This window comes from Pseudomonas sp. DCB_AW (genome assembly GCF_026240895.1).
Taxonomy (GTDB): Bacteria; Pseudomonadota; Gammaproteobacteria; order Pseudomonadales; family Pseudomonadaceae; genus Aquipseudomonas; species Aquipseudomonas kermanshahensis.
On sequence record NZ_JAPFCE010000003.1, the window covers coordinates 51,817 to 64,152 of the forward strand.

Genomic DNA, 12,336 nt, shown 5'->3' on the forward strand with positions numbered 1-12,336 from the left:
TGCATTGGTAGCCAGATTAAAGACGGAATCGATAGCTACCACTGCCAAAGAGCCTGAGGGCGTGGAAGTATGGATAGAGACAGCATTTCGATTGGGTCAAGATTGAAACACTCGCGCCGAGGCCTTAGGTGATCCGCAGGCGCGTGCTGACTGGATCGGTCGGGTCTGAGATGCCTCGTCAGGTAATGCACAGCAGTTAAAGGTATTTTTTGAACGTCGTGGCGGTTATCGCCACCATGCACCCGAGCAGCGCGGCACATGGTAACAGCACCCAGATGGGGTTGAGTGACCAAGGCAGGGAGAGATAGATGATCCAAGGGCTTATCATCAACGGCAGCAATGTTCGCTTCGCTCTATGGTAGACAAAGCTGCTCTCGCGTCCCGCTCCGAATTTGCGCAGGTCACGGCGCATCAAGCCGTCGACGCCACCAGTGATCACCGCGAGTAAGAACAGGGGGGTGGCCAAGGCGAGCACGGCTAGGCGCACTACGAAAGTGAAGATCGTGAACAATGCTGCAAGCAGGTAGTCCTGCACTAGCACATATGCCTGCGCGAACTGCCCCTGCAATGATGTCTCGTGACTGAGCAGCTTCAGCTGGGTATCGGATTGCTCCCATCCAGAGCGCACTACGACCCAGTCATTCAAGTGCTCGAGTACCTTCGCGGTAGCCTGCGCGGGTTCTTTCACGAGCAGTGAGCTCTTGAAGTGATTACTGAGCCAGCCTAGCTCACTCAGCCACATGGTATGGCTGTGATGCCAGCCCTGCTCGGGCCAGAACCAGAGCATGCCTACGAACTCCAGCACGATGGAGAAGATTAGCGACGCGAACAGCAGGCCGAGTAGCCGCAGGCATAGTTCGAGCATGCCGAAGATAAGGCCCGGACTTCGCTGTGGAGGAGGTGGGATGGCTGGGGTGGTAGGCATACGGGCTCCACATCTCGGTTGCTGACCGCGCGCTTACAGGGAGTGCCTGCGCCCGGGTGGCGGCTGCTCTGGGTCGAAATCGATCGTCGGCGCACCGCCAGCGCTGCTCCACCAACTTCCCGCACTGGCGTTGTAGGAATCGCGCATACTCGCGGCCAGGGTCTGTAGGTCCGCCGGCATCGCATCGTCGCTAGCCGGCTTCGGTAGCGGCATGTGCACCTTCCACAGTTGCCCGCCCTCCTGAAACGAGAACATCTGTCCCTTGGGTAGGGCGATGATGTGCGCCGGTTCGATCAGTGGTACGGCGGTGGTGGTAACCCGATCCTGCGAGGAGGAGGTGAAGTCGGTTCGGGCATCCGGATCGGCGGTGTCCGTCGCGCCAGAGACCAGGGTGCGGGTCTGCACATTGACCTTGGGCAACTGGTTGGTCAGCAGTTCGGCGGTGGCGGTCTCCCGTACCCGTAGCATCTGCAGGGTGTTGAAATTGCCGATGACCTGACCGGCCTTGGCCCGGTTGCCGATACGCGCCTCAATGTCGCTCAAGGTCTGGGTGTAGGCGGTAACCTGGATACCGGCGCCGCCACCCTTGTTGATCAGCGGAATGAACTCGTCCCCCATCAGCTCGTTGAACTCGTCGGCGTGCAGGTTGATCGGCACCTTGTCCGCGGCGCTGGAGGAGCCTGGCAGCCCGTGGTCAATGCCGTGCTTGTAGATATGGCCGGCGACGGAGACCAGGTCGGTAAACATCGAGTTGCCGACAGCAGCGGCGACTTCAGCATCGGACAGCGCATCCAGGCCGACGTAGACGATGCCGCGCTTGCGGATGACCTGCAGCCAGTCAAAGATCGGCCGCGGATCGTCGAGGTCGGTGTAGTTGGGGGCGAGCAGTTGCGCTGTCTTGCCACTGGTGAGCTTTTCCAGCAGCGGCAACAGCGAGGCTACGATCTTGTCGAAGTAGGTGCGGTCGTAGCGTACCGCCGAACGGAGGCCGTCCATTACCGGATCGAAAATGCGTTTTGCGGTCAGGTACTGCTCGATGGCGACCACGCGCTTTTCCCGGCCAATCATATGCCGCGGGATGTTCTTCTCGTTCAGGCGACCTTCGATCTGCACGATTGCTTCCCAGGCCTGCGGATCATGACGGGCGAAGAAGTGTTGAGCGTACTCGATGAACAACGCATCGATGTTCACCACGTGCCGCTGGATCTGCAGATAGTCTGGGCGCCGGCCGAGCTCGATCAGCGCCCGGGCGATGATGTTGACGAACCGCCAGGCGAACTCGCGAAATGCAGCCGAGTTGCCTTCACCGCTCAGTTGGCCAGCGATGCGGGTGGCGACTTCGGAGATGCGGCCGAAGCGGCCGATGGCGTTGTAGCGGGCGGAGATCTCCGGCCAGCCTAGGTGGAACACATAGAACTCGTGCTCGCGGCCGGCGCGCTGCGCCTCCACGTACATGCGCTTGAGCAAGTCGGCATCGCCCTTGGGATCGAAGACGATCACCACCTCCTGGCTGGGTCGATGGATGTCCTGCGTTATGTATACCTCGGCCAGGCGCGTTTTGCCGACTCGTGTGGTCCCCAGCACCAAGGTGTGCCCGACACGTTCGCCCAGCGGCAAGCTGGCTTCCTGTTCCTGCGGCTCGACGCCATGCAGCAGTGGAGAACCACCCACTGGCGGTAGCGGACGTACCGGGTTGAATGGGCTGTCCCAGGCAGTCAGGCGTGGCAGTAGCGACAGCCCGGGGGGAGCCTTCTCCAGCAAGTGCTCCATCCGGCGCGCCCACTGGTGAGCAGTCGATTGATTGACATAGCGGGCCAGCGCCGGGTCCTGCGCCTCGAGCAGGCGCTGGGTGTGCAGGCGGGTCCAGCGAAAGCCACGGCCCATGAACAGGCGCTTGCCGCTCACCGGGATCTGCCGGCTGGTCAGCGAATAGCGCGGCAGGCGGCGGATGTTGCGCCGGTAGCGCAGGACGATCCGTGCCTCGTTAAGCCGCTTCAGGCCGAATGCGGTGTAGGCCAGTGCCATGCCTGCCCCTACCTCGGGCGACAGGGCTAATGCCCAGGGCGAATGCAGGCATAGGGCACCGGCACCGGCGCAGATGCCCACGGTGTACAGCTCCACCGCAGGGCGCAGCAGGGACTCCATCGCATGTTCGCCCATGATGCACCCTCACTGTTCCAAGCCGGTGGGCGTGATCAGCACCGGGTAGTGCTGCAGATCCAGGCGTTCGGCGATGTCGTCACCACTCACCGGCCAGATTTCCAGCCCCTGAGCTGCCGCCTGGATGCGGCGCAAGGCTTGGGCGTCGGCCACTTCAACAGCCAGGCCGCTGGCGCCCAGGTCCTGCAGCCTCAGTGCATGCTGGGCCAACCATTTCAGGGACGCGGGGTCTTGCCCGACCAGGAACAGCGGCGTGAACCCTGGCAGATTCAATGTCCTTGGCGACACAGCACCGGGTGTAAGGCGTGTGCTGTGTACTGGCAGGGTCCAGATCAGCGCGCGGGGATCGGGCAGCTGGCTGGGGGCTGCGAGCGCGGCAAACGTCCAAAAGAGACAAATACACAGCGTTACCCAGCACCGACGGCTCATGGCCGTGGCCCTCTCGGAGAGGACACGACTGCCTGCACACGTTGCCAGTGCTGGCTGAACTGTCGACGGTAGCGCGCTGCAGGTTTACCACCGGCAGGGCGGTGATAGCGGCCCGCCGCTTCTACCCAGTCACCACTGTCGGCGTAGTGGGCGCGTAACAGCTCGGCAGTCACGGCTAGGTTGGCGCGAGGATCGAGAGCCTCGCAGGCGCTGTGGTAGCGGTCCGGGTGGTAGCCGAGATTGGTTTGGCCCAGCCCGACATCAATGCGCTTGGGATCGTGACGGATCAAGGCCTGTTTGAGTGCGGCACACGCCTCATCACGGCGGGCGAAACGCTGCGGCGTACCAGCAACATTCAGGGTCCAAGGCCAGGGCATGAGGTGACCTCGCAGCGGCGTGCCGCTCTCTTGGAGGGCGATGGCGAACAGCACTGACGCGGGGATGCCGGCGCGTGCGGCGGCCAGTTGATACGCCGGCGGTGGCAGCGCGTCGGCGTGAACGGCCGTGGCGCAGGTCAAGGCCAGCGCGAGGATCAGTCGATGCGCTGCCATTTCCCGTCCACCTGCTGGTAGCGTGCCGGTAAGGGGCGGCTGGCGCCCAGGGCGAACCAGCGGCCACGGTCATGGTTGAGAGTGACCTGGCCACTGCTGACCTGGGAGGGGGTAATGCCCGCGCCCCGAGCCCACCGGCGTAGACGCGTATCGTCACCTTGGCTGCCGACCAGGTACACATCGAAGTGCGCGCCGCCTTGCAGCCATTGCTGGGTGTTGGCGACGCAGGGCGGGCAGCGTTCCTCGACAAACAGGGCAAAGCGGCCGGCAGGGGTGGCTGCTGGATCGTCGGCCATGCCCTGCACGGGCAGCATACCCGGGAACAGTCGCGCCCAGGCGGCCGTGTAGGCTTTTTGGTAGGCCAGTTCGCGCTCGGCGCGTTTGGCTTCGAGACGGACCTGCAGCTCGGCGTAGCGTTGCCGTTCCTGGTCCGAGTCGGTTTCCACGCCGAGGGTGGTGAGCGGGTCGAGCTGCGGCGACCAGTAGTGGCGGGGCCCAGCCTGCAAGCGCTCGAACTTGGCCCACTCATTCTCCGTCAGCCCCCAGGCCTTGGCCCGAGCCGCGTCGGATGCCTGCCGACCCAGTGGCATCTGTTCGCTGAACTGCGGAGCCGAGTCGACCAGTTTTGGCGCGGTCCACGCCAGTCCTGCGAATAGACAGGCGGGGAGCAGGATGAGCGAAAGGCGGGAGAACCGAGCCATAAGCACCTCGTCACGGCAGGGGCAGTGTGTGGTCGCCCTGTCCGGGGACATGGAACACCACCTGGTTCGTGCGGATCGCGCGCAGCTGCCAGCTGTTCAAGCTGTCGCCAGGCTGTAGCAAGTGCACGGTCGTCAGCGAATGCCCCCCCGCGGGCAGGGCGGTCACGAACCTGACGTCACCTCGGGTCTCGATACCCAGCAGGGTGAAGGGTGGGGCCAGAGGCTTGGCCTTGGCTTTCTCACCGCTGGAGGCCTGCGGTTGCGTATTGGTGGTTTCAGGCGCAGAAGGGCGGGTCGACAGTTTCTCGAGCGTGGCCTCTGCCGCGGCCAACCTTTGTCCCAAAGCCGTCAGATCGTTGCTGCTCGGTCCTGGCGGTGCTGCCTGGAGCGCCTTGAGCGAGGCGGCTAGCTCATCCTGCTGCTGGCCGAGGGCTGCCTGCGCCGCAGTGTGTCGATCTTGTGCGTCGGCCAACGCCACGACCTGCGGCTGCAGCGTTGTGAGCCGTTCGGCCAGCGTATCGATATCGCGGCGCAGGGCCGGCGCTGGGTCGGCCGGGGCGTTGCGGGCCGAAGCCTGAAGCTCGGCCAGTTGTTGATGATGGTTGTAGGTCTCGGCGGCGAGCACGGCGGCGCCCAGGCACAGGGCACCGACCACCAGGGCCTGAAAATGGAGGACCTTCATGGCGTGAGCTCCAGGGTCGAGAAGGGGGGAGCGGGCGACGGCACGCGCAGGACATAGCACACGGTCCGTTCGACTGGATCGATGTCGAGTCGCCAGGCCGGGCCGCCGATGATGGTCAGGGCGTCCAGCAGCGAGATCGGTCCGAGCTGGTGCTGGACCGCGGGCAGAGGGCGACGGAACAAGCGATCCACCGCTGCGCTATCTGCACACAGCGTGTAGCCTGAGCGTCGCAGCACGTGGCCCAGGGCTTCACCGACGGTGGCATGCAGGGCTGGCGCAATTTGTACGTTGACCAATTGATACAGCGGCTGGCGCTGCTCCAGCCTTGGCCGGGTGGTGACCAGGGTGTAACGGTCCTGGCGCACCCAGGCCGGCAGCTGGGCTTTCGGCTTTGGCAATGCCGCCGGCAACGCGGCTGGTGCTGCGGGTGCCGGGGCTGGAGGCGGTGGCGGCGTGCTGCAGCCCGCCAGGGCGATCATCAGTCCGAGGGTGGAGAGTGTGGGTGTGTGCATGACCGTGTCTCGACAAATATTGCCGATACGATGGCGAAGGCGTGAGTCGAGTCCCCACTGGAAAACCGAATCTGGCCAGCCAGCTTTTCAGTCGGCTACCACAAAAAAGGCGCCCGGAAGGGCGCCTTGGTCAGTCTTCGGTGAATAGCGGTAGCTCAGCCAGTGGTGCGGCGTCAGGGTCAAAGATCAGCAGGCGGGTGTCTGCCTGGCCTGCCAGCATCAGCAGCTGGAGCAGCACCGGCGGAACATGGTCATCGCGCATGCGCGCACAGACTTCGCCGGCGCTCCAGCCGATCCTGCTGGCTTCATGTGCCGCTACCCAGGGTGTTGAGTACAGCTTGCACCCCACGGCATGGTTGCTGTTGAGCTCGAAGCACTCGAAGAAGCGCGCTGGCGAATTGCACCAGGTGCAAACCTGCAGGAACTCGAACTCGTCTGCGGGCAGGTGCGCGCTGCTGATCTCCCAACTGCGGCTGTAGTGTCCGGTGGCAAAGGACAGTTGCTCGATCAGGTTACGCGCCGCCTCGACGTTGCCGAGGTCGCCTAAATGCATCGGGCGCCCGAGCTGATTGCCCATGATCTGGTAGAGCACGGTGTTCACAAGGCCGTCGGCCGGGCAGCGCATGCGCAGAAACTCGGGGACGCACTCACCGTCGGTGATCACCGCGACGTCGTCATCGAACAGGCACGGCTGCAGGCTGATGGCGTCATCGGGCAGCTCGTTTTGAGCCGGGTGCAGCGCGCGGTAGCACGGCGGGCAATCGTCGGCATAGCTGATCTGCAGGACACGCTCATAGCGCAGGTCTTGGAAACCGCGAAGAAACGGATTGGGCGGGGAAGTGTGCATGGTCGTTCTCCGAAAGCGCCGAGGCCACCCCGAACGGGCGGTGACCTCAGGGCAAGGTGGGCTGTCACATCCAGCCATATTCGGCCAACGAAAGCGGGGTGCCTTCGCCGACGATGATGTGGTCCAGGACGCGCACCTCGATCAGGGCCAAAGCCTCGGTCAGGCGGGTGGTGAGCACCCGATCGGCGCCGCTCGGTTCCGAGCAGCCGGAAGGGTGGTTGTGGCTGAAGATCACGGCGGCGGCATTGTGTTCGAGTGCCTTGATGACCACCTGGCGGGGATATACGGAGGCACCGTCAATGCTGCCGGTGAAGAGGATGTCGAAGCTCAGCACACGGTGGCGCGAGTCTAGGCAAAGCAGGGCAAACACCTCGTGGTGGTAGGGGGCGAGCTGCAGTTTCAAGTAGGCCGCAGCATCGGCGGGGGTTATCAGCACCTCGCCGCGCTGGAAGTGACGCTGGTCCAGCAGCTGCAGGGCCTCGGTGATCAGCGCATCCTCACGGGCGCGTTGGGCCAGTACGGGATTGATCGGGTCGACCAGGTTCAAGGCGGTGTTCATGGGCAATTCCTCGTGAGAGCTGAGGCGCCTCCTGAGGGCGTGCCCCAGGCTGGTTTAAGTGTGTGATCAAAGGCGCGTAAAGCGATGTCGAGTGCCGTGCAGCGGGCTTTGGCAGCCCTCGCACGGTTGCGTGGAGAAGGCCTCGATACCGGCGCCGGTCTGCGGATCGAAATCGGCGCTCAGGGGTAGCAGGGCTTGCAGTTGGGTGCGCATGTGGGTGATGCGTTGCTCGACTTCAGCCTCGCTGTAGTACAGCGACAGCCCGCTGAAGTCGTCGTAGGCGACCGCCTGCAGGCAGTCCTCGCAGAGCCAGAAGCTTTCCATGGCGACCTCCGACATAAAGGAACAACAGGCGCTCATAAGAGCGCCTGCTGCGGGCGGCCAAGCTGCCTTAGGCAGATTGGCGAGCGGCTGTGGATTTACATGCAACGGGTGGGGTTGGCTGGCCTTGGTCAGCCTCACCGTCCGCTTGTTCCGACTCTGCTTCTTCAGCAGCCTCAGAGGCGGCGGCAGCGTCGGTGCGAGCTGGCGCACGGTAGCTGAACTGGCCATCGACTTTGATCCACTCGATGAAGATCAGGCGACCTTTGAGGCTGGCGCCGGGTTGCCCCTTGCGCTCGCCTTTCTCGTACATGAAGGGATCGACCCAGAGGTCGCCGATGCGAAACGCGATGAGGACCTTGCGTTCAGCGCGGACGTCTTCCAGGTGTTCACGGATCAGCCGGTCTGCTTCACCGCTGGCGACCTTGCAGTCGAAGCGGGTGTACTCGACGTCGTCCGAGGCACCGTGCAAGGCAGCGATGTCACAGGCCATGAACGCTTGGCCGCGGCGAACCGGGACTTCGCGAACACGGTTCAGATAACCGATGCCTTGGGTGTGCAGGTTGAAGTAGGTGGTGGGGGCGTTATTGCTTGCAGTAGTCATGATGGAGCTCCTGTTCAGCAGAACGCGGACATCCACCGGCCCTGGCGGCTGGTGAGTTCCGCAAGGGGAGGTGCAAACATATGATCGGTCGAGAAGGCGCTCATCACCGATGGGACGGTGACCGTGCGAGCTGCCGAGCGCGAGTCGCACTTTGGGGGAGAACCACCCGAAACGGGCGTAGCCTTGAAGGTCCTGGCTACCTGGGTGCTGTCAACGACAGCGGTGTGCAGCTCATCTATAAAACGCCGCGAAAGGCACGTCAACCATGGTCTTCAGGCGCTCTGAGCGGGCGGAATCGGGTGGCTTTCGGTGGATTCTCGGCGACGAAAAAATAGCCCGACGGTCATCAGGCTAGGAAGAGTTGGACCACCCTTGACCCGGCGATGTGGCACCGGAGTCCGTCGCAGAGCTCCACTGCCGATCCACCTGGATCAACCGACCCTTGTCGTGGCCTGGGTCGGAATCAACTGGCACGCATCCGCGCACAAAAGGTGCCCAGTGTTTCGCCGGCGGGCACCGGAGCTGAGCATCGTCGCCGAAGCGGATGACCCCTATGGCCTGGTACAAGCCGCACGGGTCATCCACCTGGGAGACTTGGAGCGCTGAGAAGTCATCCGCGGATGCGCTGAAGTGTGGCTCCGAACTCTAGGAGTCTGACCGAGCTGCCCGGAGCGAATCGGTCTTGGTCGCCAAGCGGCGAGGGGCCAGATCACTACATCAGCGCTGCGGTTTGCCGTCAAGTCATGTGTGTTTCGCCCGCTTGGCTTTCGCCACCGGTTTGGTGCCCTTGCACTCGGGGTAGCGGATGCAGGACCAGAAGCTGCCGGTGCGGCCTTTGCGCTGGCGCATGGCACTGCGGCACACCGGGCAGAACGGCCCCTTGCTGGGGGGCGGGCATAGGGTGAGCGTGGCGTTACTGCGCACCAGTCGAGTCAGCCATTCTGCCTGTTTGGCGAGAAAGGTCTCGACGCTCAGCTGGCCCGATTCGATGCGATCCAGCGCCTGCTCCCACAGCGCGGTCATGACTGGATCGGCCACCTCCGGTGGCACCGCTTCGATCAAGGTATGCGCCGCCGCTGAGGCAGCCAGGCTGCGTTTCTTCTTGATCAGGTAACCGTGATCGATCAATCCCTGAATAATGGCCGCGCGGGTGGCCTCGGTACCGAGCCCGCAGCTGTCCTTGAGCTTCTGCTTGAGCCGCGGATCGGCCACCTGGTTGGCGATGGTTTTCATCGCTTTGACCAAGGTGCCTTCGGTATAGGCCTTGGGCGGTTGTGTGCGCTGTGCGTTGAGCGTGGCGTCGATCAGCGCCACCGCCGCGGATTCACGCAACGTCGGCAGTTGCTGCGCCTGTTCAGCCGGCTCGTTACCGTCGGCCTCGTTGATCACTGCCTTCCAGCCGCGAACTAGGATCTGCTTGCCACGGGCTAACAGTTGGTCTGCCTGGCTGTGCAGCAGCGCCTGGGTTTTCAGGTACTCATGCTCGGGCATGAACTGCGCGAGGTAGCGTGCGCGAATCAGCGTGTACACCGCCCGCTCGCGTTCGGAGAGCTGCGCCAAATCCAGCGACACGGCAGTGGGAATGATGCCGTGGTGCGCGGTGATCTTGCTGCTGTTCCAGGCACGGGAGCGACGGCTTGGGTCGACTTCCTTGAGCACTGACCCCAGCGATGGTGCAGCGGCGGCCAAGGCGCGGAGCACGCGCGGCACCTCATCGAGCATGCTCTCCGGCAGGTAGCCGCAATCGCTTCGCGGATAGGTCGTCGCCTTGTGGGTTTCATACAGGGCCTGGGCGGTGGCCAGGGTCTCCTGTGCACCGAGCCCAAGCTTGGCCGAGCAGATCTCCTGCAGTGTGCCCAGGTCAAACGGCAGCGGCGGGCCTTCCCGCACGCGCTCGACCTCGACGCTGTCGATCTGCGCGCTGCGGGATTGCGTGAGGCGCCTGAGCGCCTGCTGCGCGGCGGTTTCGTCGATACAGCGTCCAACCGCATCACTGGCCGCGGCTGTGGGTTGCCAGCGCGCGTGAAAGCGGATCCCGTTCTGCTCCAGGTGCGCATCGACGGTCCAGAATGGTTGCGGCACAAAGCTCGCGATCGCCCGGTCGCGCTCGACCACCAGGCGCAGGGTGGGCGTCTGTACGCGTCCCACCGGCAGTAGTCCATCGAAACCGGCGCGGCGGCCGAGCAGGGTAAACAGCCGGCTCAGGTTGATGCCGATCAGCCAATCGGCACGGGAGCGGGCCAGAGCACAATGGTACAGCGGCAAGGTCTGCTCCCCTGGACGCAAGGCGCCCAAGGCTCGACGGATCGACGCCACATCCAACGCGGACAGCCACAGGCGCAGAATCGGCCCCTGATACTGGCATCGTTCGAGAATCTCCCGGGCGATCATCTCGCCTTCGCGGTCGGCGTCGGTGGCGATGACCACTTCGCTGCAGGTTCTTAGAAGTTGGCTGATTACCTTGAGCTGGCCTGCGACCTTGGGCTTGGCCACCAGTTGCCAGCGGCTGGGAATGATCGGCAGATCGTCCAACGACCAGCGTTTGTAATCGCCATAGGCTTCAGGCGGCGCGGTTTCCAGCAGATGGCCGACGCACCAGGTGACGGTGATGTTCTGGCCCAGCAGACAGCCATCGCCGCGGCGGCTGGCCTGCAGCACACGGGCAATGTCGCGGGCTTGGGAAGGTTTCTCGCAGATGAACAGGCGCATACACGGTCCCTCTCGGTGGGTACCGACAGGGTGGGGGTGTGATCGCGGAACGCCAGGGTAAATCCGAAGGTGGCGACTTCATATCGGCGGGCGAGCGCTACTTGCGTTGCGCGAGGTGACTGGCCAGCGCTTTCAGAGACTCCAAGGCGAACTGCTTATCCGCTTCATTGAGCTCCTTGATGATCGCGTTTATCTGCACCCCCAGGTCCTGTGGCCGAGGGCTGATTGCCAGGAGTAGCTCATCGACGGGACAGCCGTACAAGTCGGCCAATTGCAGCAGCTTGGACACCGAGAGCTCAACGAAGCCTCGCTCCAAGCGCGATACAGCTTCGCCGGAAATCCGCAGATGCTCGCCCACCTGCGCCTGGGTCAAGCCTCGGGCACGGCGATACTTCGCCAGCTGGCGACCGATTTGATGTGGGCTAGGCTCTTTGACTGGCAATGGGAGGCGCTCTTTATTTCGACCTATATGGTCGAACAGCAACCCAAAGATATGAACGACTCAGAAGGTTGACTCACAACGCTACGAGGCGTATCACTGAAAATATGTTGGATGACTCGACCGTCACCACGGAGACAACGAATTGCACGGATCACACCAGAGTGAGGCGGATGCGTTAGCGATCAAGGCCTATGAGCTGTTCATGGCCACCCATCTGGAACCGGACAATGGGGGCGCACGCGCCCGGTTGATTGCCTGGGTTCAGGAGAGTCCGGCGCACTGGCGGGCGTTCCTTGCCCTGGACCAGTACTTGGAGGAAGTGAAGCAAATGCTAGAAAGTGAGCGGAGCAGAAGCGCCCGGCGAGAATGAAATAACGGCAGCAGCCGATGCTGCCCGCTGAGCTGTCTGTACTGTTTGAGTGATATCGCGCTGCGGGTGGCGATTCCACTGAGTACCACACAATTATCCCGATTTGCGTGGCGCTTTCTTACCACTCCCCTTGCGCGAAGAACTGGCGTTGTCGCTGGCTTTCTCGCGCATGGTCACCGAGGTCAGGCGGTGCGGCAGGATACCAATGCGACGCGCCTCTACCTTGAACGTCACCCGAGCGTTGTCTTCGCTGTCCTCCCATTCCTCCTTGACCATGCGCCCTTCGACCAGGACGCGCATGCCCTTCTGGTACAGCGTGCTCCAGTGTTCGGCGTCGCGGTTCCAGAGTTCCACGGGTGCCCAGTAACCGCCGCGATCCTCGTAGCCGCCTTCTCGCGGTACCGGGTTGTCGAAATAAACATTCAGCCGCAGCAGGCGCCGCGGCTCATCCGGGTTGGTGTTGAACTCCTGGAATTCCGGAACGCTACCGATGTTGCCTTCACCAACAAACAAAGTACTCATAC

Annotated in this window: 15 protein-coding genes; 1 reads left to right on the forward strand and 14 read right to left on the reverse strand. The window is 63.2% G+C overall.

Annotated elements, in window-relative coordinates; all coding sequences use genetic code 11:
* Positions 1-196: 196 nt before the first annotated feature.
* The 13 genes from OO306_RS03485 to OO306_RS03545 form a co-directional block, all read right to left on the reverse strand.
* Positions 197-925, reverse strand: a complete 729-nt coding sequence (locus OO306_RS03485) for a TIGR03747 family integrating conjugative element membrane protein (RefSeq protein ID WP_265967705.1) — start codon at positions 923-925, stop codon at positions 197-199.
* A 33-nt stretch (positions 926-958) separates the two neighbouring features.
* Positions 959-3,085 carry a type IV conjugative transfer system coupling protein TraD gene (gene traD / locus OO306_RS03490; RefSeq protein WP_265967706.1) on the reverse strand — a complete coding sequence of 709 codons (2,127 nt, stop codon included), beginning with the start codon at positions 3,083-3,085 and terminating at the stop codon, positions 959-961.
* Positions 3,086-3,094: 9 nt separating this feature from the next.
* Entirely contained in the window at positions 3,095-3,358 is a 264-nt protein-coding gene (locus OO306_RS03495; RefSeq protein ID WP_323055823.1) for an integrating conjugative element protein, read from the reverse strand.
* Positions 3,359-3,510: 152 nt separating this feature from the next.
* The gene (locus OO306_RS03500; protein WP_265967708.1) at positions 3,511-4,065 is read right to left on the reverse strand and encodes a transglycosylase; all 555 of its coding nucleotides are present in this window, start codon (positions 4,063-4,065) and stop codon (positions 3,511-3,513) included.
* Complete coding sequence (locus OO306_RS03505) at positions 4,047-4,766, reverse strand: TIGR03759 family integrating conjugative element protein (protein WP_265967709.1); 720 nt, start codon at positions 4,764-4,766, stop codon at positions 4,047-4,049. The genes OO306_RS03500 and OO306_RS03505 overlap by 19 nt, the downstream gene beginning before the upstream one ends.
* 10 nt (positions 4,767-4,776) lie before the next feature.
* Positions 4,777-5,448 carry a hypothetical protein gene (locus OO306_RS03510; RefSeq protein ID WP_265967710.1) on the reverse strand — a complete coding sequence of 224 codons (672 nt, stop codon included), beginning with the start codon at positions 5,446-5,448 and terminating at the stop codon, positions 4,777-4,779.
* On the reverse strand, positions 5,445-5,960 hold the full coding sequence (locus OO306_RS03515; RefSeq protein WP_265967711.1) for a PilL N-terminal domain-containing protein: 516 nt from the start codon (positions 5,958-5,960) through the stop codon (positions 5,445-5,447). Before OO306_RS03515 ends, OO306_RS03510 begins: the two co-directional genes overlap by 4 nt.
* A 130-nt stretch (positions 5,961-6,090) precedes the next feature.
* Positions 6,091-6,807, reverse strand: a complete 717-nt coding sequence (locus OO306_RS03520; RefSeq protein ID WP_265967712.1) for a hypothetical protein — start codon at positions 6,805-6,807, stop codon at positions 6,091-6,093.
* Between the two features lie 64 nt (positions 6,808-6,871).
* The gene (locus OO306_RS03525) at positions 6,872-7,366 is read right to left on the reverse strand and encodes a JAB domain-containing protein (RefSeq protein ID WP_265967713.1); all 495 of its coding nucleotides are present in this window, start codon (positions 7,364-7,366) and stop codon (positions 6,872-6,874) included.
* 66 nt (positions 7,367-7,432) lie between these two features.
* Positions 7,433-7,690 (reverse strand): hypothetical protein, encoded by a 258-nt coding sequence (locus OO306_RS03530; RefSeq protein WP_053867982.1) that lies wholly within the window; start codon positions 7,688-7,690, stop codon positions 7,433-7,435.
* Positions 7,691-7,757: 67 nt separating this feature from the next.
* Complete coding sequence (locus tag OO306_RS03535) at positions 7,758-8,291, reverse strand: STY4534 family ICE replication protein (protein WP_265967714.1); 534 nt, start codon at positions 8,289-8,291, stop codon at positions 7,758-7,760.
* A gap of 741 nt (positions 8,292-9,032) precedes the next feature.
* Positions 9,033-11,000, reverse strand: coding sequence for a DNA topoisomerase III (locus tag OO306_RS03540; protein WP_265967715.1), 1,968 nt, complete (start codon positions 10,998-11,000; stop codon positions 9,033-9,035).
* A 97-nt stretch (positions 11,001-11,097) separates the two neighbouring features.
* Entirely contained in the window at positions 11,098-11,412 is a 315-nt protein-coding gene (locus tag OO306_RS03545; RefSeq protein ID WP_265967853.1) for a helix-turn-helix domain-containing protein, read from the reverse strand.
* Between OO306_RS03545 and OO306_RS03550 the strand changes: the two genes are divergently transcribed.
* Entirely contained in the window at positions 11,347-11,514 is a 168-nt protein-coding gene (locus tag OO306_RS03550) for a hypothetical protein (RefSeq protein ID WP_265967858.1), read from the forward strand. The two genes, OO306_RS03545 and OO306_RS03550, sit on opposite strands and share 66 nt — an antisense overlap.
* A 391-nt stretch (positions 11,515-11,905) precedes the next feature.
* Here OO306_RS03550 and OO306_RS03555 read toward each other — a convergent pair whose 3' ends face one another.
* Positions 11,906-12,334 (reverse strand): single-stranded DNA-binding protein, encoded by a 429-nt coding sequence (locus OO306_RS03555; RefSeq protein WP_265967716.1) that lies wholly within the window; start codon positions 12,332-12,334, stop codon positions 11,906-11,908.
* Positions 12,335-12,336: the final 2 nt, after the last annotated feature.

Bases quoted from the DNA above. Each gene is read 5' to 3' on its own strand.
- OO306_RS03485 (WP_265967705.1), bottom strand. From the start codon at position 925: ATGCCTACCACCCCAGCCATCCCACCTCCTCCACAGCGAAGTCCGGGC.
- traD (WP_265967706.1), bottom strand. From the start codon at position 3,085: ATGGGCGAACATGCGATGGAGTCCCTGCTGCGCCCTGCGGTGGAGCTG.
- OO306_RS03500 (WP_265967708.1), bottom strand. From the start codon at position 4,065: ATGGCAGCGCATCGACTGATCCTCGCGCTGGCCTTGACCTGCGCCACG.
- OO306_RS03505 (WP_265967709.1), bottom strand. From the start codon at position 4,766: ATGGCTCGGTTCTCCCGCCTTTCGCTCATCCTGCTCCCCGCCTGTCTA.
- OO306_RS03510 (WP_265967710.1), bottom strand. From the start codon at position 5,448: ATGAAGGTCCTCCATTTTCAGGCCCTGGTGGTCGGTGCCCTGTGCCTG.
- OO306_RS03515 (WP_265967711.1), bottom strand. From the start codon at position 5,960: ATGCACACACCCACACTCTCCACCCTCGGACTGATGATCGCCCTGGCG.
- OO306_RS03520 (WP_265967712.1), bottom strand. From the start codon at position 6,807: ATGCACACTTCCCCGCCCAATCCGTTTCTTCGCGGTTTCCAAGACCTG.
- OO306_RS03525 (WP_265967713.1), bottom strand. From the start codon at position 7,366: ATGAACACCGCCTTGAACCTGGTCGACCCGATCAATCCCGTACTGGCC.
- OO306_RS03530 (WP_053867982.1), bottom strand. From the start codon at position 7,690: ATGGAAAGCTTCTGGCTCTGCGAGGACTGCCTGCAGGCGGTCGCCTAC.
- OO306_RS03535 (WP_265967714.1), bottom strand. From the start codon at position 8,291: ATGACTACTGCAAGCAATAACGCCCCCACCACCTACTTCAACCTGCAC.
- OO306_RS03540 (WP_265967715.1), bottom strand. From the start codon at position 11,000: ATGCGCCTGTTCATCTGCGAGAAACCTTCCCAAGCCCGCGACATTGCC.
- OO306_RS03550 (WP_265967858.1), top strand. From the start codon at position 11,347: ATGCTCGCCCACCTGCGCCTGGGTCAAGCCTCGGGCACGGCGATACTT.
- OO306_RS03555 (WP_265967716.1), bottom strand. From the start codon at position 12,334: ATGAGTACTTTGTTTGTTGGTGAAGGCAACATCGGTAGCGTTCCGGAA.